Here is a 21,929-nt window from a genome sequence, read left to right on the forward strand (position 1 = left end):
ACTCCATACTCAATACTAAAATCTACAGAAATGGAAACAACAGATAAAGAAATATTGCGTGGAGGGCAATTCCTGGTAAAGGAAACCCAATGTGAGGATGTATTTACTCCGGAAGATTTTTCGGAGGAGCAGCAAATGATGAAAGAATCGGTAAAAGAATTTATCGACCGGGAGGTATGGCCTCATAAACCTCGTTTCGAAAAGAAAGATTACGCCTTTACGGAAGAGATCATGACCAAAGCTGCCGAACTTGGCTTCCTGGGAATATCGGTTCCTGAAGCTTATGGCGGACTGGGAATGGGGTTTGTATCGACTATGCTTACCTGTGATTATATCTCCGGAGCCACAGGGTCTCTGGCAACAGCCTTTGGAGCACATACCGGAATTGGTACTATGCCCATCACCCTCTACGGAACCGAAGAACAAAAGCAAAAATACGTACCTAAACTGGCTTCGGGTGAATGGTTCGGATCTTATTGTCTGACAGAGCCCGGTGCAGGTTCTGATGCCAATTCGGGTAAGACAAAAGCTGTATTGAGTGAAGACGGGAAACACTATCTGATCTCCGGTCAGAAAATGTGGATCTCCAATGCCGGTTTCTGCCGTTTAATGATCGTTTTTGCACGTATTGAAGACGATAAGAACATCACAGGATTTATTGTAGAATACGATCCTGAAAATCCAAATGGGATCACTCTCGGGGATGAAGAACACAAATTAGGGATCCACTCCTCCTCTACCCGTCAGGTTTTCTTTAGCGAGACCAAAGTCCCGGTAGAAAATATGCTTTCCGAAAGAGGTAACGGATTTAAAATAGCGATGAATGCTTTGAATGTCGGGCGTATCAAACTGGCTGCGGCTTGTCTGGACGCACAGCGACGTGTTATTACCGAAGCTGTAAAATATGCCAACGAAAGAAAGCAGTTTAAAACACCTATCGCACAATTCGGGGCGATTAAGGGAAAAATAGCTCAAATGGCTACTGCCGCTTATGTGGGAGAATCTGCCTGCTACAGAGCTGCAAAAAATATTGAAGATCGCATATCTATTCGTGAAGCACAGGGGAATTCACATCAGGAAGCGGAGCTTAAAGGTGTGGAGGAATACGCTATTGAATGTTCAATCCTGAAAGTGAAGATCTCTGAAGATATACAGGATTGTACAGATGAAGGTATTCAGATCTTCGGGGGGATGGGCTTTTCGGCAGATACCCCTATGGAAGCTGCCTGGAGAGACGCCCGTATATCCCGTATATATGAAGGGACTAACGAGATTAACAGAATGCTTGCTGTTGGAATGCTGATCAAAAAGGCAATGAAGGGACATGTAGATCTTTTAGGACCTGCAATGAAAGTAGCCGATGAGTTAATGGGGATCCCTTCTTTTGATACTCCCGATTATTCGGAATTATTCTCAGAGGAAAAGGAAATGATCGCCAAGCTGAAAAAGGCCTTCCTGATGGTAGCCGGTTCTGCAGTACAGAAATTCGGACCTCAGCTGGAAGAGCATCAGCAATTATTAATGGCGGCTGCCGATATCCTTATTGAGATCTATATGGCCGAATCTGCAATTCTGCGCACTGAAAAGAATGCAAAACGCTTCGGAGAAGAATCTCAGGAGATCCAGATAGCCATGGCTAAATTAAACTTGTTTAACGCTGTAGAAAAGATCAACACCAAAGGAAAAGAAGGAATCGCTTCCTTTGCCGAAGGTGATGAGCAGCGAATGATGCTTATGGGATTAAAACGATTTACCAAATACGCCAATCTTCCTAATGTGGTTGGCCTGCGAAATAAAATAGCTGAAAAAGTAACTGCAGAAAATAGTTATTGCTTTTAATAAAGCTTAAGATAGAAGTTTAGTGTAACACCTTTACTTAATTTAGTTGATTGAGACCCTGGTATTTATTATCAGGGTTTTCTTTTGAGTTGGTATTGAGTATTGAGTACTGAAAAAAATGTCACTTCGAGCATCTCGACTACGCTCGATACAGGCTCGTCGAGAAGTTGTAATTTGAAAATTGGCTAATAACTAATCTACGATTGTTGAATACTGAATAACGAATATTGAATGATGAAGTATTCATTTACAGATAAACATTGGCTTCTGCCTAAATATTATTGGCTATTTAGAACTTACCGGTTACTTAATACTTTGTACTTAATACTTAATACTAACTAATGACTAATCGCTAACCACTAAAAGCTAAAAACTAACATCTACCCCTTAAAATGCTTTTTCATTTCTTCCGCTATTTTGGCGGAATGATCATCTCCCCTGTCATTTAGTTTTTCCCTTACCACCGAATGGTTCTTTGCATCCCGGTTCTGGGATAATTTAAAGGCCGCATCCACCGATTCTATCTCTATTTCAATTCCCTTAATTCCCCTCATTTCCGTTTTAACCATTTTGGACGATAACTCTTCCATCTTTATTGGTTTCTCTGAAGTCTTTTCATATTTATCGATCAGACGCTTAAGGGCTTGCCACAGTTCCTCATTATCCAGTAATCTCATCTTCCCGTAAACATGTACGGCTATATAATTCCATGTTGGCACATTCTCATGGTCATACCAGGAAGAGGAAACATAGGTATGAGGGCCGTGAAATATAACAAGTACCTCATTGTCATTTTCCAGGTTTTTCCATTGCAGGTTCCCTCTTGATACATGACCAATAAGTACATCCTTTCCCGCTTCATTTTTGGTAAGTTCCAATGGGATATGCGTTGCCCAGAGTTTTTCTCCTGTATGGTTAACAATTATTCCGAATCCGTTTTCGTGGATAAAATCAGCAATATCCTCCAGATTAGTGTTCCTGTAAATTTCCGGTATATACATAAGTCTTGATTATGGATATAAAGGTATTGATTTAGTTTTTAGAATCGAGTACTGAGTATTAAGTATTGAGTACTGAGATGAATGTCAGTTCGAGTTTTTTCCACAGGAAAAAGTATCGAGAACAGTTATAAAGGATAAACACAAAATTTGATTCTCGATACTCCTTCGCTTTACTTCGGAGTACGGAGATGTGAGTATTGAGTATGAAGTATTAAGATTAAGCATAATTGCTCATTGATCATCGATCTAGTAAGGTTCAATCGTAAAGCTCTCCCGTGAGCGTTCTATCAGGGCAGTTTCTATAGATTCAGCTTCTTCTTCCGGAATGGAATTCTCGAATTCTTCTAATGAATAACCTGTGCTCTTCTGAAGCATTTCCAGATAATAAATAATGATCTCATTTTTCCGGTCTTCACTGGCAAGCCCGACAAATCTCGACATCATATATTCATCCTCCAGCTTAAACCCCTTTTCCTCCAGGAAAACCCTGGTTCTGGCGCCTTCATTTTGCGGATTTTCCTTTGCCAGCAGGGCACTGTCATAAAACCAGGTGTTATGTCTGTATCTGTTATTCCCTATAAATTCGGCGTTGCTGAAATCGTATTTGTAGGTAAATGTATTATTTGATAAAAAACCTTCAAACTGAACAATAAAAAGTTTCTCCACTTCTTTGGTTTCATCCGCTTTTGCAAAGACAAAGCGCTCTCCGGCAGCAATAGGTTTCCCCAATACTTCTTCCGCCCACTCGTCTGATGAAGCCACTATCTCAAAATCAAAATTACCGATGTAATCAAACTCCTCATCAACGCGAATATTAACTTTAGGTAATTCTTCAGACTTCAGCAGATTATTTTCTACTGATCTCTCCGTTTTATACAGGTTTTTAGCCTGTTCTTCCGTTTTTTCCTTTCCGGAGGACTGGCATCCTAAAATACTTATCAGGATCCCAAATACGAGGATCTGTTTTTTCATGAGAATTTGGTTGTTGGTTGTCAAAATGTTTAAGCAGTCCGGCCAAACGGGGGAGACGGACCACCTTTATTTTTAACATAACGTAAATACACACAAACTTAGTACACAGGGTAGTGTCAATTCGTCGATTTAATGTTTTTGACTGGAATTTGGTTGGTGGTTGATGGTTGTTAGTTGTTGGTTTTTAGTATTGTCCCCTTGAGGGGACTTTAGGGGTGTTACTCCTTCACCAAGGCCTTGGAGTACATGGGTTATTAGTTGCTAGCTTTTAGTAATTGCTAATTGTTTATTGTTTATTGGTAATTGCTCATTGTTATTGCTTCTTCAAAATTCAATCCCACTCTTCAGATCGGAACAATCTACATTTTCATCAGCTTCCTTATCATTTTCTCCACTCGTTTCCGTGCGCTTTCTTTTTCCAGGTCTTTAATTCTCGTTTCAAGTATAGATATAAACTTGTCCTTATTGTCGTTATTCACAAGATGAGCAGTCCGCTCCATATACATAGGAAATTGGTTGGGAGGACTTTTTAATAATTGCTCTGTCAGAAGGCTGAACATTTGTGAAGCGTATTCAGGAACAGATCCGAGTTCGATCATGATATTCATTGCATAATCACGGGTAATGACAGAGCCGGCATCTGCGGCATCTATGATTTGCGGGAGCTTTTCATAGATCTCCCCGGGTTTGACCCTGCTTATGCAACAAAGTGCTGTCATTGCTCCCCATTGAAGGCGGTTATTCTTATGATTTAACAGATGAAGGAAATCTTCATGGTAAGCAGAGATCAGGGTTGGTTGAAGTTCACCGATTTCATACAATACTTTTATACAATCGTTTTGTACTGCCTTTTCTTTGCCGTTCAGGTTTTTAACCAGTATTGCAATGGCTTCCGTATTATTGGTTTCCACGATCTCTGCTGCCAGTTCCTGATTGGGAATTTCATCCCTCCTCCCCTGGGCAGAGGCTAGTTTGTTTAATATATCTTCTGATCTTTCCATCGTTCCAGATTAGCAATTCTTTTGGTAAAGAATCCTGCCATAAATCCCGGGAAGCCCATCTCCCTGAGTTTTCCCTTTACAAATTCCTGCATCTGAGGGAGTGTCCAGTCGGCTTGTTTAAACGCTCCTTCCTCAAAACAGTAGCTGCAGTATTTTTCATTAAGGGTCCCGTCGCTGTTATAGGCACCTCCTTTAGGGTCTTTTTTTAATGGCATTCCACAACTCTGACAATTCTTATAAGTTTTCATTTTGTATTGTTTTTTGTTCTTCAACACAAAATTAAATAGCGATACTGACAGCCCTATGTCAGTCTTGTTCTGCTTCTTCCAATTTTTTAATGTATTCCGATAAACTCAGGCGTTTCTCGGTTATATATTCATTGCTCAAGCTAATAGCGGTAATCCGGGAAAGTGCAAAATCGCGATAATCCTCTCTTAGCCTGCAATAGGCGATCAAATGCCAGGTCTGACTATAAAAAGTCATCCCTATGGGCTCTACAGTTCTTTCTGTTCGATTTCCTCTGATATCTTTATAACTAATATTCAGCACTTTTTTATTGCTGATAGCCTGCTCAGTCAGATGTATATATTTAGGGGTGTAATTAGAATCTATATAAGTTCCGATGTTGGATTCCAGCAATTCTATATCTTCCAGCTGATAGTGTTTCAGTTTGTTTTTGATCTTCTCCAGGGCAGAAGAAAAGTGACCAAAAACTTCCTTATCGGTGTATTTCTCCGCCAGACGCTCCATAAAAATAAACGATTTGGCCTCATCCAACGTAAAAGCCAGCGGAGGAAGGAAATATTTATCGACAATAAAATATCCTTTGTCCTTTTCGAAAGAAATAGGAACACCTGATTCATCCAGAGATCTGAGATCGCGGTAAATCGTACGTTCACTCACCCCGAATTTTTCTTCCAGTTCCCGCACACCTGCATACCTTCTGGATTGCAGAAAAGACAACAAAGCCGTAAGTCGCTCTAATCGTTTCACCTCTCCGGGAATTTAAAATTTATTTGTCTTCAACAAAGCGGCTAATTTTTCTGCTTACGAGGAACCATTTCATCTCTGTTAGCCAGAGAATAAAGGGTCCAGGCAAGAATTACCGCATTTTTTTTCATATCGTCTTCGGGCACATATTCCAACACATCCAGATTGGTATGATGAGTTACCGTATTGTACGTTAAAGGATCCTGGATAAACTGAAAAGCCGGGATATTATAATGATCAAAAGTCTCATGATCTGTAGACAGGGTATTTTCTATGGTCATAGCTCCCGTACCCAGGGAAGAAAGCGGATCCAGGATAGTTTTAAAGACAGGGCGTGCAAATTCATTTCCCTGTAAATATATCCCTCTGATAGCCCCAGCTCCATTATCCAGGTTCAGGTAAACAGATACTTTTTTAGAACTTGCATTCGGTTTTTTATCCAGTTCTCCGTAATGCTCTCTGGCATAGGCAGCAGATCCGAGAAAGGCTTGTTCCTCCCCTCCCCAAAGTCCGATCCTGACCGTTCTTTTTAGTTTGAGTCCGTTTTCTTTTAATATTCTTAAAGCCTCCATTAATACAATAGCGCTGGCAGCATTATCGGTAGCTCCCGTTCCCGAATGCCAGGAATCGAAATGCCCTCCTATCAGTATAACCTCCGATTTGAGCTTAGGGTCCGTACCGGTAATCTCACTAATGATATTTACATTATTCTGAGGTTCAAAATAGAATTCCGTATCCAGGTTCAGTCTTACTTTTGGTTTTGCATCCCGTTCCAGCATTCGAAACAATCTTCCAAAGTGTTCGGGCATGATCGTAAAATAAGGCAATGGTTTATAATCGTTTTCCCTGTAATAGTAAGTTCCTCCCGGATGAAGAATCCCAGGTAAGGTAAGGCGGGTCTTTAACACTGCCAAAGCTCCTTCATTCTCTACAAACTGAAGAAACTCCTGATCATATTTATCTGAGGTTTCCCAGGATTTAAATAATTCCGGAAGCGGGGTTTGCTTTACTTCCGGTATCAGCTTGTTCTTTAGCTTTTGAAGCTCCTCTTTCTCATATCTCTGAGAGACCGGTTTAGTCAGATCTCTTTGCCTGGGTTCTCCTCCCAGGATTATTACCCTTCCTCTTAATTTTCCTCCAAAATCCTTTTTTACCGACTCCATATCCCTTAAACTCGGAATATGAATCACCTCTCCTTCTACAACACCGTTAGTACTTTTGGCCATTGCCAAAGGATAAGCAGAGATATGCATATAGTTAGGAGCCGTCATTTCTACATTAAAGGCTTTTATGCCCCATCCGCGGCAGTCATCACAATAGTTTTCGAAATGAACTTTGTTAAATCCAAGTTCTTTCATCTTATCTGAAGCCCATTTTGCCGCTTCCAGATATTCCCTGGAGCCCGTAAGCCGCTGACCGTACACATCGGTAAGCTCACTGAGCATTTCCATTGCCTGCGATCGCTGGAATCCTTCATTTCTAATAGACGCCAGCACAGAAGCGGGAGTAGATTGCGCATAACTCAGCGTGCCCGTTAAAAGAAGAAGTAATGTAAAAATTGTTTTAACCGTTTTCATATTTTCAATTTGAGTTTTGTATTTATTTTGGTTAGGGCGTATAAAGAAACAAAAAAGATTGGTAGTAAGTGGTATTGGTTGTTGGTTGTTGGTTGGTGGTTGGTGGTTGGTGGTTGTTAGCCCTTCGCTGAAGCTTTGGACTATGACGATTATTTGTCATCTCGAGCGCAGTCGAGAGGTGGAATTTGGGTATTGATTGTTACTCCTTCACCTCATGGTTTCGGAGCACGTAGGTAGTTTTAGTAATTGCTCATTGTTAATTGTTTATTGATCATTGTTCCTCTAATTTCCTAAACCTGATCCTAACCGCAGATATTTTATCCAATTCCAGGCGGTTATCTGGCAGGATCTCAAAACCATTCTTCAAATAGAAAGCTATGGGCGATCTGTAGGGCTTTCCGTTTTGTTTTAGATCTTTCTCGTGATCAATGACCCAACCATTCAGCTCTGTTTCTCTATCCATTGCCATTTTCAACAATTTACTCCCCAGGCCTTTCCCCTGAAGTTCCGAATTCAGGATCATGGCAAACCACCGTTCATCCTCTCTGGAAAAATCAACATACCATCCCTTTAACTCTTTATCGGCATCAATAAGCAAAATATGGTGGGGATCCTCGAGTTCACTCAGGTAATTTTCAAGATCATTAAAAGTTTCCAGTCTTAATTTTACCGGATACTCTTTATTCCAAAGTTCACGTATGGCTATTTTTTGCGGGAAATTTAATTCCCTGGTGTTTACGAACCTCATCTTTCCGGCCTTTGTGGTTTAGTTTGAAAATACATTGTTAAAATCTCTTACTTCCATCACCTCTCCTATTTTTAATTTTAATTGATCGAGGCGCATGTTACCTATGCGTACCCGCACCAATCGGAGGGTAGGAAATCCAACAGCTGCCGTCATTTTCCGTACCTGCCTGAACTTCCCTTCCGTCAGGGTAACGGATGCCCAACTACAGGGTCCGTGTCGTTCATCGCGTATTCTGGCAGCCGGAGGAAGGAAAGCGGGAGTTTCCTCCAAACGAAATACCTGGCAGGGTTTGGTTGTATATTTTTTTCCGTTAAAACCGATCTCCACGCCTGTTTTCAGGCTTTCTATGGCTTCTTCCGTAATGATACCATCCAGCTGGACATAGTATTCTTTTTCTATTTTTCCGCTTCTGATCAATTCGCTCTGCATTCCATCCGTAGTAAGAAACAAAAGGCCTTCCGAATTTGCATCCAGGCGTCCAATTGCCATGGTATCCTGAGGGAAATCATAGAGTTCTCCAAGCAACTTTTTCTTCCGTTTTCTGTTATTGACAAACTGGGTAAGAACCCCAAAAGGTTTATGGAGAATAAAATGGCGGTGTTGGATCATGCCAATTAAATCGGTTAAAGTTGAAGTAAAAGTACAAAAGATGACGTAAAGCCTGTTATCTGATCAGGCTAAAGTGTCCTTTCATAATATTGTTGTCTTTAAGATGGATCGCAAACCAGTAATCTGATGACGGCATCTGCCTTCCGTTATACAATCCGTCCCAGCTTTTATCTGTCTCCGTAAGTTGTTTCAGCATTTTACCATAGCGATCGTAAATATAGATATGGCTAAAAGGGATCTGGCTTTGGTCTACCTCCCATACATCATTATGTCCGTCTCCATTAGGAGTAAAGAAAGGAGGAATACTTATGGTACCGGCACAGGAAGTAATATTCATTTCATGAGTTTCCCGAATGGTACTATTACATCCATCAACAGTAACCGTTAGAATGTAAACTCCTTCCATAGCATGGGTAAAACCGGTGATATTCAGTATCCGATCTGATAAGGTGAAACCGTTTGGTCCCTGCCATTCGTACACCGCATTCTCATAGTCCGGAGCCTCCACATTAAAATTATCTCCCGAACACAAAACAACTGTATCGGGTATATTGTCAAATCCAATGGCCGGATCAGATTCGACCCTAATATTTACCGAACTTGTTTCCTGAACGGGAGACCCATCACAATTAACAACCGAAGCAGTAACCGTGTACACTCCTTGTTGCTGGCTTGTGATATTTTCTATGTTCACTTCCCTGGAATCTGCACTAAAGCCATCAGGGCCCGTCCAGCGATATGTTGCATTCTCTATTTCATTTACGGTAAGTAATACCGTTTCTCCTTCGCAGGTATCTACATCCGAAGTCACCAATACCAGCTCGATATCGGAATTAACAGTTACCTGAGTGGTGCTGCTTTTGGTGACTGAAGTTCCGTTACAATCCGGGGCAGTAACACTTACCGTATATTCACCTCCCTGTGCAGGGCTTATATTATCAATAGTTATTTGCCTGCTATCGGCTGTAAACCCTCCCGGCCCGGTCCAGGTATACGTGGCACCATTCACTTCATTTACTTCCAATTCAAGTGTTTCTTCTTCGCATAAAGTAAGTTCATCCGGTGTAGTGACAGTAAAACCATCATCACCTATAATTACTTCTATTTCCCTGGTGATCAGGCATCCGAAAAACAGTATTTCCAGGATGTAGGTTCCTTCGTGTAAAGCTTTGGTCGGGTTAGGGATGGTATGAGCAGCAGTGGTTGCGATCTCCGTACCTGAAGGATCCAGCCACTTATAAGTTACCCTGCTGTCCCCATCCAGGATATCGGGAAAATTATTCTCTACCAGGAGCTCAAGGTCTTCTCCATTACAAACAGATACATCCTGGGTGGTAAAAATGATATCTTCAAAATCCTCAACGGTAAATAAAAATAACTGAGAGCCTGCAAGACCATCTCCATAACGGATGTTCCTGAAGTCTATTTTAAATTCTTTGCAATCCTCACTTACGTATATTACATGCACCTTTCCCGGTACCGAATAGCGTCTGTCGTTCCTTCCCCCCTGCCTGTGAGCTTGAGTTTCCAATACGGATGCCCAGTTTCGCTGCCCGATAAATGCACCATTATTGATAAGAATATCGGCTTCTTCCCCAAAATCCTCATGCTCCACAATAAGTTTCCCACTGATCTGTTTTGTGTTATCTTCCGATCGAATTCCGCCTATGATCCCATCTTTTTGTACCAGTTCCTGTCCGTGTAACCGATAGTAAGTCCCGCTATAATTAGATCCTTCAAAAGCAATTTCGTATCTGTAAAGTCCCAACGCACTGAGATCGGAAACTATCTGCGTGGTACGGTCAACCAGGTTATTGGGCAGGTCGCTATGCCCCCGGTCTGCCGAGGAGGTAGCCCAAAAGTTATGCGTATCTATTCCAACCGGACGTTTCCCGCATCCCGGCTGAGTACAGTCGTTCCTCCCGTCATTTCCTGTAAAAATACCATTATACCTGAGGAAATTAGGTCCCTGATAGGGTCCAAGGTATTCCGGTCCTCCATCCCGAAGGCTGGATTTGTTATTCCTGATATTTACCGATTGATGCAGGCTGTTATTGTAATTAAAGATCTGTAACTGCCCGTTAATATTATTGGTTTGTATGTACCACCGTTTGGAATTATCATCATTTACCGGGTCTATCTCATCCCAGGACCATTCGTTTCCATCCGGCAGGTTTTGGGTCTGTACAATATGTATCCTGTTGTCCAGGGTATGAATACGCGGTGGATCTACGCTGTGAAAAGTGAGCATATGAACTTTGTTTCCGGGGACTACCCTGCAATCAAAGATTCGCTGATCGTTGATCCATTCGGTTATCGGGGTTCTTTCTACCTCCGGAAGAATTGCATTAAATATCTGTAGTATCAGATCTCTGGAAGGGATCAGATTATGATCCTGATTCATTCTCCTGTAATATTCTGCATTGAACTTTTTAAAGATCTCGGGATCTTCCACATACATCTTCTGCATGGCTGCCTGGCTGGTTCCATAACGTTCCCAATGCGCTCCCGTACCTATATCACTCGAGAAAAAATCGGTGGTTGTCAACTGCTCGTGATTCTGAAAATCATAGTCCCAGTCGAAGGGCATCCCTCTGGCATGTGACCAATGCACTTTAAATTCATCGCCGTTAAAGAAATTTGGATAACGCTCAATAAAGATATCCATGACGATCACCCCAACAGCTTCTGCCATTCCCTCTTCAAATCCGCTTAAGGTAGTATCGTAATGCCATTCGTCATTACTACTCAGGGTTACATTATCCCGGTAGGCATGCACCAGTTCGTGTATCATTAACCTCGGCTGGTCCAGATCGCCGTCACTATTCAGATCGTAGGTAGTACTTATCTGATTAGGGCCGTTATAAAAAGTATTGGTCCCGACAGCATTCTCATCGTTTACAACATAAACACTGTGATCTCTTGAAGGCGGACCATATACTTCCTTTATGATTGGATTGACCAGCCTGTAAAATTCCATCATCTTATCGCGTTGAAAATCGGCAAAAGGCCCCAATCCGTTCACTCCGTAATTGGTCTCTACCTCTATGGTAAGGTCGTTGGCAGTATTCCCCAGGTCTTCCCATTCAAAGCGAAGCGGTTGGGACACCCATGAGTGCGGTGCAGAAGAGCCGTTATTATCGTACAGGGAAATATAAAAGGTATCTCCAATATTAAATGTAGTTCCCTGCTCCAGGGCACTTCTTCTCAACTCTTCATAACTATGCCCTCCTGTATGCTTATCTGTGGTTCTTAATAAATGACCTCTGTTTATATCTCCAAGGCCGGGGCTGGTGCCTATTTCAAAACGGTAAAAGGAACCTCCGTCCCACTTTGCAATTACGTTGTGGATACTTTGAGTATAGGCTCTTGTATTAATTCCGGGACGCCCCTGTAGTGCTCTTTCCAGTAAAGCCCTGTTCTTTTTAAAATAAACTTCATTTTCATAAATAGCTCTGGAAGGTGACTGACAAGTGGTAGGCGGAGTTTGCTGTGCATAAATAAAACAGCTGATCGCAAGTAAAGTGATGGTTAGGGCAATGCGTTTCATTGGTTGTTTCTATTAATTGTGTCTAAATACAGTATTAACCGAATAAATATATCTTCTTTATCCTGTTAGTTAAGTATTCAAAATTTCCTTAATAGCAATAACGCAACTAAGAATAACCGAAATGGGACTCTAAAACGGGGGCAATCCTAAGTTTATATACGTTAAGTATGTTATAAAACGATTAAAAGCAGGTCTTATTTTTTTAAGATTCTTTTAAGAAAATATAGTATCAGGTTTTGAGAATATCGTATTATTCTCAGAATTTTCGGGAAATGTAGAGGCTTTTTCTGAGATTTGGAACTTAAAAAATCAGATTCGTATCTTGTTCTCTGAAATCAGATCGCACTAAACCCTGTTATGCTCATATGACAAGTAAGCAATTAAAAAAAATCGGCCTGGTAGCCGGTCCGGTATTATTTTTTTATATCCTGTTTTTCTTTCATCCTGAAGGTCTATCCAAAGAAGCCAACGCAGTCCTGGCGTCTACAGCCTGGGTGGCCATTTGGTGGATCCTCGAGGTAGTACCCATTGCGGTAACAGCTATGCTGCCGATTATTTTGTTTCCTTTGAGCGGGGCTTTGGGATTATCAGATACTACAACCGCTTACGGGCATAAATATATCTTTCTGTACATAGGTGGGTTTATACTGGCTATTGCCATCGAAAAATGGAATCTTCACCGTCGGATCGCATTGCATATCATCAACCTGATAGGAACCAGTGTTAGCAGGATCATTTTAGGCTTTATGTGTGCAACTGCATTCCTTTCTATGTGGATCTCCAATACGGCTACTTCAGTTATGATGTTACCCATTGGAATGGCTATTGTTTCACAGCTGAAAGATAATCCCGATACGGAAGAAAACGAGACGATGATATTCGGGAAGGCCCTGATGCTGGCAATTGCCTATTCGGCTTCCATAGGTGGAGTGGCAACCCTGATAGGGACTCCACCCAATATTATCCTGGCAGGGATACTTCAGGAAACCTATGGAATTGAGCTCACTTTTGTACAATGGCTGAGTTTCGGGCTTCCTATTTCCATTATCCTGCTATTTATTTGCTGGAAATACCTCACCCGTTTTGCTTTTAGTTTTAAACAGAAGGGATTCCCCGGCGGGCAGGCAGAAATAAAACGCCTGATCTCAGAACTTGGAAAAATATCTTTTGAAGAAAAACTGGTATTAGCTGTTTTTATTCTTACCGCCTTGTGCTGGATCCTGAGAAGTTATGTATTACAAAAGATCTTTCCGGCGATAGATGATACTATTATTGTGATGATAGCAGCAGTGGTTCTTTTTATATTACCTTCCAGATCCAAAACGGAAAAACGTCTTGTAGACTGGGAATCGGCAGTAAAGCTTCCCTGGGGCGTATTGCTGCTTTTTGGTGGTGGTCTGGCCCTGGCTCAGGGTTTTACCAGCAGCGGACTTGCACGATGGATAGGTGATCAGCTTATTTCGGTAAACGGGATCTCTTTATTGATCCTGGTAGCATTCCTTATAGCTGCGGTAAATTTCTTAACCGAGATCACTTCCAATCTGGCTACTACTTCCATGCTATTACCTATTATAGTTCCGGTGGCTTTTATTTTTGATGTACATCCTTTTGTACTGATGGTAGGGGTTACTGTTGCCGCTTCCTGTGCCTTTATGTTACCGGTTGCCACACCGCCCAATGCGGTGGTTTTCGGTTCGGGTTACCTGCGGATCCCGGACATGTTACGTACAGGTATCTGGATGAATATTATATCTATTATTCTGCTTACTTTATTCACTTACTATGTTTTACCTCTGGTTTGGGATTTTGTCCCGGATGTCTTTCCGGAAGAATTGAAAAAATAAAGTCAATTTTAGAATCAAAAATTAAGGATAATACAGGAACTTTTATATTTTTGCAGTCCTTCGGGATGTGGCTCCTCGGCTACGCTCGGAACAAGCTCCGTCTGATTCCAGACTGCTTTCTTTACCGAAAGTACGGGATTTGGAGCTTATTTATTGGAATTTGAACAGTGTAAACTGTTTATCGGGATGTGGCTCCTCGGCTACGCTCGGAACAAGCTCCGTCTGATTCCAGACTGCTTTCTTTATCGAAAGTATGGGATTTGGAGTTTATTTATTGGAATTTGAACAGTGTAAACTGTTTATCGGGATGTGGCGCAGTCTGGTAGCGTACACGCATGGGGTGCGTGGGGTCGCTGGTTCGAATCCAGTCATCCCGACCAAGTAAAAGCTGAACAATTGTTCAGCTTTTTTTGTTTGAGCGAGGCTAAAGCTTGCTTTCGGGCCGAAGTGAAAACAAAAAAGGAAAGCGCAGCTTTCAGCTTTTACTTGAGCAACATTCCCCTACTCTGGATCACTTTAGTAATCCGGAAATGATGAAGAAGTTGTTGGCTGTTAGTCAGTATTAAGTACAAAGTATTGAGTATTGAGATCTGATGATTTAAGCATTAAACATTTAAAATTTTAATTTACGATCTACGATTTTAGATATACAATTAAGGAATGTTAAATGATAAATGTTGAGTGGTGAAGGGGTTGTTAGTTGTTGGCCTTTAGTTGTTAGCTGTTAGTCAGTATTAAGTACAAAGTATTGAGTATTGAGATCTGATGATTTAAGCATTAAACATTTAAAATTCAACATTTTAATTTACAATCTACCATTTCGGATTGACGATTGTTGAAAAGGGTTGCGAAAGTGAAAACAAAAAAAGGAAAGCGCAGCTTTCAGCTTTTGCTTGAGCAACATTCCCTCTACGCTGGATCACGTTAGTAATCCGGAAATGATGAAGAAGTTGTTAGTTGTTGGCTGTTAGTCAGTATTAAGTACAAAGTATTGAGTATTGAGATATGATGATTTAAACATTAAACATTTAAAACTTAACATTCAACATTTTAGTTTACTGAATATCTTTAAAATTATCTTCAAAATATTTTACCCACTTCCCGTCAACTAATCTCTCTCCGTATTCACGGAAACCATTTTCTGATGTTCTGCCGAAAATAAATCTATTGGTATCACTGCTGTTCACAATAAACTGGCCGTCCTTATATTCTGCAGGTAGTTTCCTTACTCCCCTTTCTGAAAACGGATTGTAGTAATATGTTTTATCCTTTTCATCATAGTATATTATCGTATGGAGTTGCAATAATTCCGAATGCAATTCGATCACCACGATACTTTTATTCAGATCATAACTGATCTTTTGATAGGCCGGAACCTGTTTGGAAACTTCTCCCTTATCATAAACTGTTGATGTCCCCACCCAGTTGCCAATCATAAAGTTTAATTTTTCCATTTTTTCCTGCTTTACAGTTTGGCCTGAAACAGCATTAAATAGGAAAAGAAAAACTATGAAATAATAGATTTTATGGTAACTGCGGTTTTCTTTTTTACGCTTCATATTGTACACAATTTGGTTGGATATGTATTATTTAAATACCCTCTATTAAGCTATAAAATTCGAACAGCAATTTAGAAAATTCTTTTTTAGGATTGAATCGAAAAAGGAAAGAATGGTATTCAGCCTTTAGTTGTTAGGCTTTAGCATTTTATTTCCTCCGTTTGTAATGGGTTTGGTTTGTTTATTATTCTATATAATTTGATTCAAAAATATTTTAATCTCAGCTAATTCTGCTCTTCATCTGTTTATATCTCAGAGTTGCTATATCACTTGTTTCTCCTTTTTTGCAAAATTGCAATCCCGCAAGTTTTCGATTTGGATTTTCGACTACTAATTTTCCATTTTGCGTTTTCCGATCCAACTCTTTAACGGCAGCTAAAAAACGATCGTCATTCTTGGCATAATCGTAGAAAGACAAGGTATAACAATAGTAAAACAAATTGTATCTTAAGAAGGGAAATTCCGTTTGCATAAATAGTGTTCCAATTCCAAAATGACATGGTCCCAATGGTCTTTTCACCTCCCAATGATAAAGTAATGTCTCAACGGCAAGATCCAAATTTTTATCAGAATTCAAAAGATCCGTAAACCTAAACGCATCCAAAGCCTCCAGAGTAACACCCGGATTCGATAAATCCATAGTTATACTTTTACCCATTTTAGTTTTATTGCATCTCCATCCTCCATCTTTATGCTGTATTTCCAGTAAATGATTAAAAGTCATTTTTAACCTTTCATCTTCAGCATACCCCAGGTAACATAAAACCCTCAGAGCTGTAATTGTATGGCATGGATATATGGTTCCCGAAGGTGAAATTTTAAATCTTCCATCAGGTCTCTGTACAGAGAAAAATTTATTCGCCAGCTCCTTAATTCCTTCATCTTCTCTGGTAAATCCAAGCTCCGATAATATTATTGACACATCTCTGGCCGAAAAAGGTGATCCCTTACCAAGTCTGTTATCCTCTGTTGTCCAAAAGTCACCCCCAAGATGATCCCGTTTTGATTTGATTAACTCAATATCCGAAGCATATTGCTTTCTAAAGTCCATATTCAACCTGCTTTATCTGATAATGTTTATTCCCTATGTGTCTATAGGCGAAAGTGAATCAGTCAGGTTTAAAGTTAAGTCATTGTTTTGACATAGTCATTTGGTTGTTCGTTGATAGTTGTTGGTTACTTGCAACAGTATTTTTAACTCCCAACAGAGACTAATCATAGTAATTGACAACTACGCCATGCCGGTCACGATCGATAGCAAAATAACCTATGGCAACACGGCGGCTTCTTTTTTCCATCATAGCTCTGTAATGCCCTCCTTCCGGGCCTTCTTCATAAAAGAGTTTAATAACCCACCAGATGGATTTTTCTACGGTCCCCGGGGAGTCGTCTCCTCCTCTGCCACCTCCGGCAGCACCCTGGGATTGCCATCCGCAACCATCACTCCAGTGAAAGGTGTCATTTTGCGCAGCCAGCCTGGCCTCCCTGGCGGCACATAATTCATACTCCGTACCTCTTACATATGGTGGTAACCCATGATCGGCCCTGTATTTATTGATCTGATTAACGGCATATTCACCTACATCCACATATCCGCAATACGGATCTTCAGACATAAGTTGCATTTCACCATTTGCACAAAGGTTCTCCGGGTTTCCTTCTCCATCAGGGGATTCTCCGACAAGGGAAGTAGTTAGCCTGGCCTGTACCTCAGCATCATTCATGCCCAGGTCTATCAGGGGGCTATGTTCTTCTTCATCAGATTTTGAACAAGCGGTCAGGAAAAGGAGAAAACAAATAGAAATGACCGGAATTAAAGCCCCGATCCGGCTGTGTCGATTTTTCATGGTAATATATTGAGTAGGTTCCTATAATTAAAACGCTTTTTTTCATTTTTTAGTGCCGTATGTTGATGGGTTTTGGTTGTTGGTTGGTGGTTGTTAGTTGGTGGTTGGTAGTTGTTGGTTGTTGATATTGTCTCCTTGAGGATTTTGTTCTCCCCTGGAGGGGAGAAAACAAGAGGGGTGTTACAAGGGGTGTTACTCTTTCACAAATGTTTCGGAGTAGGGAGATGTGAGTATTGAGTATAAAGTATTAAGCATAATTGCTCATTGGTAATTATTCATTGTTTATTGTTCATTGGAATTTGTTGTTAGTTGTTCGTTTTGTCATCTCGAGCGCAGTCGAGAGGTGGAGTTTGGAATTTTATATGTAGAGTTCAAAAGCAAACTAAAATCAGTAAGTCATTCGAAATCCCAGGAGAATATTATGAGTCCGGAATTTTATATGAGCCTGCCCTAAATCAGGGGCTTCGGTAGTGAAAACCGGGTTCCGGCCAGCCAGGTATTTATAGGTAGTAGAAAGATTGATTACTGAATTAAGATCCAAACTAATTCCACTACTTAGCTGATACGTTAATACAATGTCGGAATCAGTTAATACGGACATAGAATCCAACTCAGCTTTTATATCTGTATCCATCAAACCCAGGCCACTGCCCATAATAAATGCAAATCGATCCGTGTTTTTGGAAAGCCGGAGTTTATAATAAATACCTGCCATACCGTATAAACCGCCAAGGGCTCCGTTTACTTCCGGCCGAACCGTTCTTCCTCCTACTGAAAAGCTATAATCTTTCAGGTTCGCTTTAAGACGCCCCATACTAATTTCCATTGTGAATTGGGGGTTATAAATATAAGTCATAGCAATTTCCAGGAGAAGGCCGGGGCTGGTATCGAAAGCGCTTCGGGTTCCGTTACCATATACTTCTTCCAGCCCATCAACACTAAGTCGGGTATCTGCAAAGAATGAAACTCCGGTACGAACCTCAATACCAAACTTCTCATTTACTTCTGAAAAATCCGATATCTCCTGCTCTGATTGAGCATTTGCATCCCCCGAAAAAAACAAATAGCTTATACAGATCAGTATTCTACATAACAAAATGAATACTCTCATTGTTTTAAGATCCTTAGTAAAGGATCAAAACTAGCTACTCTTAAATTCCGGGGGTATATTTTTTCACCTATGGATAGTTTTTTTCATCAAATAAAAAATAACTCCCTCACAATGAATCGGCTAGAATTTACATGCAAACAATTTGTATCATGAAAAAGAGCTTTATGATACATTCTTAGCTTGTCTGGATCAGGTTTTGGATAGTAAAAGAACCTTCTTTTGATATGCATCATTGCACCATAAGTGCTTTTCTGCTATTTCTTTTGGTGCTTTCAGGCCTTTGTTCTCTGCAAATCCAAAACTCGAATAGAATTCTTTCAGATGTTCAAAAGGCAGGCACCAGACAACCTGATCTGCAAAAGGATTATTATCGCACAGGAAGGTCACAATACTCTCGGCAACTCCCATTTTCCTGAATTCCTCTAAAACATAGATCCCACCTAATTCAACATTAGCTTTATCAATCACCACTACCCTTCCCAGGCCGGCCTTATGTCCGTCAACTTCCGAGATCACAATGAATTCCTTATCAAAATCCGATTTGACAAATCCGATTTCCCGGTAGCAGGAATTTATCCAATCCATCTCACTCCTATCTGCTTTTCTCGTAATTATGTTGTTCGACATAGCTTTGATCTGATGTTTTATATTCATTCCGGGGAAACCACAGATGTTCTTCCCAAAGGTTTATGCTAATCTATAAAAACCAGCTATAACGGTTAAAAATATTTTATTTAACAGCAGTTTTATTATTGATCTTTTTTACTGATACGGTTATAAACCAATATTCCAAACTCCAGGAATGCTCCATTTCTTAACTAAAGTCAATGAATAAAAAAACGCTGGCCCCTAATTTTGGTTATCAACTAAACTATATCTGATGACCGAAAAAACCAATTCCTTAAAAAAAACAGCCCGGTGGGCAGGCTTTTTATATCTTCTTGTTGCTTTCTTTGGAGGTTATGCCCATTTTTTTGTTCGCCTGAAACTCATAGCTCCCGGAGATGCTGCTACAACAGTTAGCAACATAATGGCTCAATTGCCCCAATTCCGTTGGAGTTTTGTAGCCGATCTTGTCCAGCTAAGCATCTTTTCCGTTATGATCCCTCTTTTGTATTCTATACTTCGTTCAGTTAATAAAAAGATAGCTTTGATAATGCTGATCCTGGCATTAACCGGGGTGCCTATTGCCTGTATAAATATGTTGAATCAATATGCCGTACTACATCTTTTGGAAGGAGGTGAATACTTAAGTGCTTTTCAAACAGAACAATTATACGCTTTATCCATGTTATTCCTGGATTTTCACGATACAGGATACAGTATTGCTCATATATTTTTTGGTTTATGGTTGTTACCCCTCGGATACCTGATATGGAAGTCACCTGCATTTCCCATGATTTTGGGGATATTACTAATGATGGCAGCCTTCGGCTATCTCATTCATATGTTTACGGGGTTTCTTTCTCCTCAATATAGCAACTTAACCTCTACGGGAGCCCTTTTTTCGGGCTTTGCAGAGATGTCCTTTATTCTATGGCTATTGATAAAGGGAGTACGGTTACAAAAGGATCCCGGTCAATAAATGCAAATACTATTTCTTTTGAAAGATCCTTTTCCTGATCCTGCTCAGGGATTCGGGGCTTACTCCAATATAACTGGCTAACTGATACTGAGGTACTCTTTTAATCAGTTCGGGCCTGTTCTTTAGAAGATCCAGGTAACGTTCTTCAGGGGAAGAGGTTTTGAAAGAAGCGAACAATTCCTGGTATTCCCCGAAATTCTCACCCGAGAGAATTCTGGATAATTGCTCAAATTTGGGAAAACGCTTATAGAATTCATTCTCTGTTTCATAGGTCCCAATGGTAAGAGTGGTATTCTCTTCGCAAACCAGATAGTGCTTACTGGGTATCTTTTTCGTAGCGCTTTCCAGAGAAGCTATTACCTGTTCTTCCGTATAAAAAAAAGTGGTTTTCTCTTCTCCGTCTACCAGGTAATATTGCCTGACCAGGCCTTTTAAATTAAAATAGCATTCGGTAGAGATCTCCCCTTCCCGGAGCAGAACGGTTCCCTTTTTAAAGGTCCGTACAGGAATATTCTCGATCACCGCCTGGCGTTCTTCCTCGCTAAGCGTTATATATCTTGAAATATACTCAAGTAATTGATTCTTCATGTTTGGAGAAATAGGTTCTCCAAGATAGCAAAATATTACGGTTGCTCTCCTGTTTCTATTTCTTTTATCAGGTATTTTAACCTGCTTTTCTTCAATAGCTTTAAATTCTCTCCTGCCTTCTTATCATCTCCCATTTCCGTATAACACAAATATCTTAAATAAAACAGGTTTGGTTCGTCGGGTTTGATCTTTTCCAGAGCATCCACAGATTTAAGTACTCCATCGTAATCTTTGCTTAACCATTTTCTGGCCAGCAGATTAAATTCCCTTAGGTATTCAGGCGGGTACTTCCTTGAAGCGTTCGGGGAAAGGCTATTAAAATCTATTTTGGAGACCTCATTGGACCTGCGTTTAAAATACCTGTCTTCAATCAGCTTTACTATGCTCACTTTTTCTCCTTTCAGCTTTGGTAGTGTCCACATCCCTTCAGATCCCTTTATAGCTGCTATGGCTTTTTTATCTGATTTTTTACTTACGTGATGCAGGATCTTTATATTATCTATTTCACCCTGCGGATGTATGGTAAACACAGCAAAAAAATAATTTTCACCTGGGTAATAATCCTTATTTATCCGGTCGCTGAGATAAGCGTGAAAGTCCGGGCTGATGGTCCTGAACTTCAGATACAATTTGGCAGATTCTATATAAGTGGTATCTTCTCCTGTAACCACCTTATCTCCCGGGTCTAAAGGAAGCCTGTCCAGATAACTTTCTTCGGTTATAAATATATGTCTCACAGAATCGGAGTCTAATTTTCCCTGCTCCATTTCTATCAATACCAGTTCCGCATCATTAACCTTCTCGATCAGGAATTGTCTGTCAAAACCGAATTTTATAATATTATTTTCAATCTTGTAGTCTACCGGAACACTGTTAGAAGCATTAAAAGCATAGTGCGATGATATTAACAGCTTCCTTCCCTGAGAAAACTCATATCTTAAATAGGCCTTGTGTACCCGGTTTAAAGGTAAATCCGAATCCTTATCATAGCGTTCTGCCTTTATTTTTACCCAGGCACCGGTTAAAGTTTGCCCTCTCAGAAGACAGACAGAGCCTAAAAGCAACAGAAAACAAAGGATACTGAATTTTAATTTTTTCATAAAGCCGA

The 21,929-nt window shown here is 40.5% G+C and carries 19 protein-coding genes and 1 tRNA gene; 4 read left to right on the plus strand and 16 right to left on the minus strand.

The genetic code is table 11. The features are described from left to right. Positions 1-30 precede the first annotated feature (30 nt). A complete protein-coding gene (locus tag GWK08_RS01105) occupies positions 31-1,839 on the plus strand; it encodes an acyl-CoA dehydrogenase family protein (protein ID WP_163605065.1) in 1,809 nt (602 codons plus the stop codon). A gap of 380 nt (positions 1,840-2,219) precedes the next feature. On the opposite strand, the gene GWK08_RS01110 is transcribed toward GWK08_RS01105, so the two are convergent. From GWK08_RS01110 to GWK08_RS01150, 9 genes are all read right to left on the minus strand, one after another. Continuing rightward, positions 2,220-2,840: an FMN-binding negative transcriptional regulator gene (locus tag GWK08_RS01110; RefSeq protein ID WP_163605066.1), complete on the minus strand. Its 621-nt coding sequence runs from the start codon at positions 2,838-2,840 to the stop codon at positions 2,220-2,222. A gap of 246 nt (positions 2,841-3,086) precedes the next feature. After that, a complete protein-coding gene (locus GWK08_RS01115) occupies positions 3,087-3,812 on the minus strand; it encodes a hypothetical protein (protein ID WP_163605067.1) in 726 nt (241 codons plus the stop codon). Between the two features lie 359 nt (positions 3,813-4,171). Beyond that, complete coding sequence (locus GWK08_RS01120; RefSeq protein WP_163605068.1) at positions 4,172-4,813, minus strand: hypothetical protein; 642 nt, start codon at positions 4,811-4,813, stop codon at positions 4,172-4,174. Beyond that, a complete protein-coding gene (locus tag GWK08_RS01125) occupies positions 4,789-5,061 on the minus strand; it encodes a zinc ribbon domain-containing protein (protein WP_163605069.1) in 273 nt (90 codons plus the stop codon). The genes GWK08_RS01120 and GWK08_RS01125 overlap by 25 nt, the downstream gene beginning before the upstream one ends. 58 nt (positions 5,062-5,119) lie before the next feature. After that, positions 5,120-5,806 (minus strand): helix-turn-helix transcriptional regulator, encoded by a 687-nt coding sequence (locus GWK08_RS01130; RefSeq protein ID WP_163605070.1) that lies wholly within the window; start codon positions 5,804-5,806, stop codon positions 5,120-5,122. Positions 5,807-5,847: 41 nt separating this feature from the next. Further along, positions 5,848-7,380 (minus strand): M20/M25/M40 family metallo-hydrolase, encoded by a 1,533-nt coding sequence (locus tag GWK08_RS01135; RefSeq protein ID WP_163605071.1) that lies wholly within the window; start codon positions 7,378-7,380, stop codon positions 5,848-5,850. Between the two features lie 271 nt (positions 7,381-7,651). Further along, positions 7,652-8,128: a GNAT family N-acetyltransferase gene (locus GWK08_RS01140; RefSeq protein ID WP_163605072.1), complete on the minus strand. Its 477-nt coding sequence runs from the start codon at positions 8,126-8,128 to the stop codon at positions 7,652-7,654. 18 nt (positions 8,129-8,146) lie between these two features. Next, positions 8,147-8,737: a pseudouridine synthase gene (locus tag GWK08_RS01145; protein ID WP_163605073.1), complete on the minus strand. Its 591-nt coding sequence runs from the start codon at positions 8,735-8,737 to the stop codon at positions 8,147-8,149. Between the two features lie 55 nt (positions 8,738-8,792). Continuing rightward, a complete protein-coding gene (locus GWK08_RS01150; RefSeq protein ID WP_163605074.1) occupies positions 8,793-12,287 on the minus strand; it encodes a T9SS type B sorting domain-containing protein in 3,495 nt (1,164 codons plus the stop codon). Between the two features lie 365 nt (positions 12,288-12,652). Here GWK08_RS01150 and GWK08_RS01155 point away from each other — a divergent pair, with 365 nt between their 5' ends. Then, entirely contained in the window at positions 12,653-14,131 is a 1,479-nt protein-coding gene (locus GWK08_RS01155) for an SLC13 family permease (protein WP_163605075.1), read from the plus strand. Positions 14,132-14,434: 303 nt separating this feature from the next. Continuing rightward, positions 14,435-14,511: transfer RNA gene (locus GWK08_RS01160), tRNA-Pro, on the plus strand. A 675-nt stretch (positions 14,512-15,186) separates the two neighbouring features. On the opposite strand, the gene GWK08_RS01165 is transcribed toward GWK08_RS01160, so the two are convergent. The 5 genes from GWK08_RS01165 to GWK08_RS01185 form a co-directional block, all read right to left on the minus strand. Next, positions 15,187-15,585, minus strand: coding sequence for a hypothetical protein (locus tag GWK08_RS01165; RefSeq protein ID WP_163605076.1), 399 nt, complete (start codon positions 15,583-15,585; stop codon positions 15,187-15,189). Between the two features lie 325 nt (positions 15,586-15,910). Then, a complete protein-coding gene (locus GWK08_RS01170) occupies positions 15,911-16,741 on the minus strand; it encodes a prenyltransferase (protein WP_163605077.1) in 831 nt (276 codons plus the stop codon). A gap of 160 nt (positions 16,742-16,901) precedes the next feature. Beyond that, complete coding sequence (locus GWK08_RS01175; protein ID WP_163605078.1) at positions 16,902-17,537, minus strand: CAP domain-containing protein; 636 nt, start codon at positions 17,535-17,537, stop codon at positions 16,902-16,904. Between the two features lie 388 nt (positions 17,538-17,925). Then, complete coding sequence (locus tag GWK08_RS01180; protein WP_163605079.1) at positions 17,926-18,648, minus strand: hypothetical protein; 723 nt, start codon at positions 18,646-18,648, stop codon at positions 17,926-17,928. Between the two features lie 189 nt (positions 18,649-18,837). Further along, positions 18,838-19,275, minus strand: a complete 438-nt coding sequence (locus GWK08_RS01185) for a GNAT family N-acetyltransferase (protein ID WP_163605080.1) — start codon at positions 19,273-19,275, stop codon at positions 18,838-18,840. Between the two features lie 253 nt (positions 19,276-19,528). Here GWK08_RS01185 and GWK08_RS01190 point away from each other — a divergent pair, with 253 nt between their 5' ends. Further along, on the plus strand, positions 19,529-20,233 hold the full coding sequence (locus GWK08_RS01190; protein ID WP_163605081.1) for a DUF4386 domain-containing protein: 705 nt from the start codon (positions 19,529-19,531) through the stop codon (positions 20,231-20,233). A 9-nt stretch (positions 20,234-20,242) separates the two neighbouring features. On the opposite strand, the gene GWK08_RS01195 is transcribed toward GWK08_RS01190, so the two are convergent. Together GWK08_RS01195 and GWK08_RS01200 are read right to left on the minus strand one after the other, a co-directional pair. Next, positions 20,243-20,821 carry a Crp/Fnr family transcriptional regulator gene (locus GWK08_RS01195; RefSeq protein WP_163605082.1) on the minus strand — a complete coding sequence of 193 codons (579 nt, stop codon included), beginning with the start codon at positions 20,819-20,821 and terminating at the stop codon, positions 20,243-20,245. A gap of 35 nt (positions 20,822-20,856) precedes the next feature. Then, positions 20,857-21,921, minus strand: a complete 1,065-nt coding sequence (locus tag GWK08_RS01200; RefSeq protein ID WP_163605083.1) for a hypothetical protein — start codon at positions 21,919-21,921, stop codon at positions 20,857-20,859. Between the last annotated feature and the right edge of the window lie 8 nt (positions 21,922-21,929).

Source organism: Leptobacterium flavescens (assembly GCF_010671605.1).
GTDB lineage: Bacteria > Bacteroidota > Bacteroidia > Flavobacteriales > Flavobacteriaceae > Leptobacterium > Leptobacterium flavescens.

Bases quoted from the DNA above. Each gene is read 5' to 3' on its own strand.
- GWK08_RS01105 (WP_163605065.1), top strand. From the start codon at position 31: ATGGAAACAACAGATAAAGAAATATTGCGTGGAGGGCAATTCCTGGTA.
- GWK08_RS01110 (WP_163605066.1), bottom strand. From the start codon at position 2,840: ATGTATATACCGGAAATTTACAGGAACACTAATCTGGAGGATATTGCT.
- GWK08_RS01115 (WP_163605067.1), bottom strand. From the start codon at position 3,812: ATGAAAAAACAGATCCTCGTATTTGGGATCCTGATAAGTATTTTAGGA.
- GWK08_RS01120 (WP_163605068.1), bottom strand. From the start codon at position 4,813: ATGGAAAGATCAGAAGATATATTAAACAAACTAGCCTCTGCCCAGGGG.
- GWK08_RS01125 (WP_163605069.1), bottom strand. From the start codon at position 5,061: ATGAAAACTTATAAGAATTGTCAGAGTTGTGGAATGCCATTAAAAAAA.
- GWK08_RS01135 (WP_163605071.1), bottom strand. From the start codon at position 7,380: ATGAAAACGGTTAAAACAATTTTTACATTACTTCTTCTTTTAACGGGC.
- GWK08_RS01140 (WP_163605072.1), bottom strand. From the start codon at position 8,128: ATGAGGTTCGTAAACACCAGGGAATTAAATTTCCCGCAAAAAATAGCC.
- GWK08_RS01145 (WP_163605073.1), bottom strand. From the start codon at position 8,737: ATGATCCAACACCGCCATTTTATTCTCCATAAACCTTTTGGGGTTCTT.
- GWK08_RS01150 (WP_163605074.1), bottom strand. From the start codon at position 12,287: ATGAAACGCATTGCCCTAACCATCACTTTACTTGCGATCAGCTGTTTT.
- GWK08_RS01155 (WP_163605075.1), top strand. From the start codon at position 12,653: ATGACAAGTAAGCAATTAAAAAAAATCGGCCTGGTAGCCGGTCCGGTA.
- GWK08_RS01165 (WP_163605076.1), bottom strand. From the start codon at position 15,585: ATGGAAAAATTAAACTTTATGATTGGCAACTGGGTGGGGACATCAACA.
- GWK08_RS01170 (WP_163605077.1), bottom strand. From the start codon at position 16,741: ATGGACTTTAGAAAGCAATATGCTTCGGATATTGAGTTAATCAAATCA.
- GWK08_RS01175 (WP_163605078.1), bottom strand. From the start codon at position 17,537: ATGAAAAATCGACACAGCCGGATCGGGGCTTTAATTCCGGTCATTTCT.
- GWK08_RS01180 (WP_163605079.1), bottom strand. From the start codon at position 18,648: ATGAGAGTATTCATTTTGTTATGTAGAATACTGATCTGTATAAGCTAT.
- GWK08_RS01185 (WP_163605080.1), bottom strand. From the start codon at position 19,275: ATGTCGAACAACATAATTACGAGAAAAGCAGATAGGAGTGAGATGGAT.
- GWK08_RS01190 (WP_163605081.1), top strand. From the start codon at position 19,529: ATGACCGAAAAAACCAATTCCTTAAAAAAAACAGCCCGGTGGGCAGGC.
- GWK08_RS01195 (WP_163605082.1), bottom strand. From the start codon at position 20,821: ATGAAGAATCAATTACTTGAGTATATTTCAAGATATATAACGCTTAGC.
- GWK08_RS01200 (WP_163605083.1), bottom strand. From the start codon at position 21,921: ATGAAAAAATTAAAATTCAGTATCCTTTGTTTTCTGTTGCTTTTAGGC.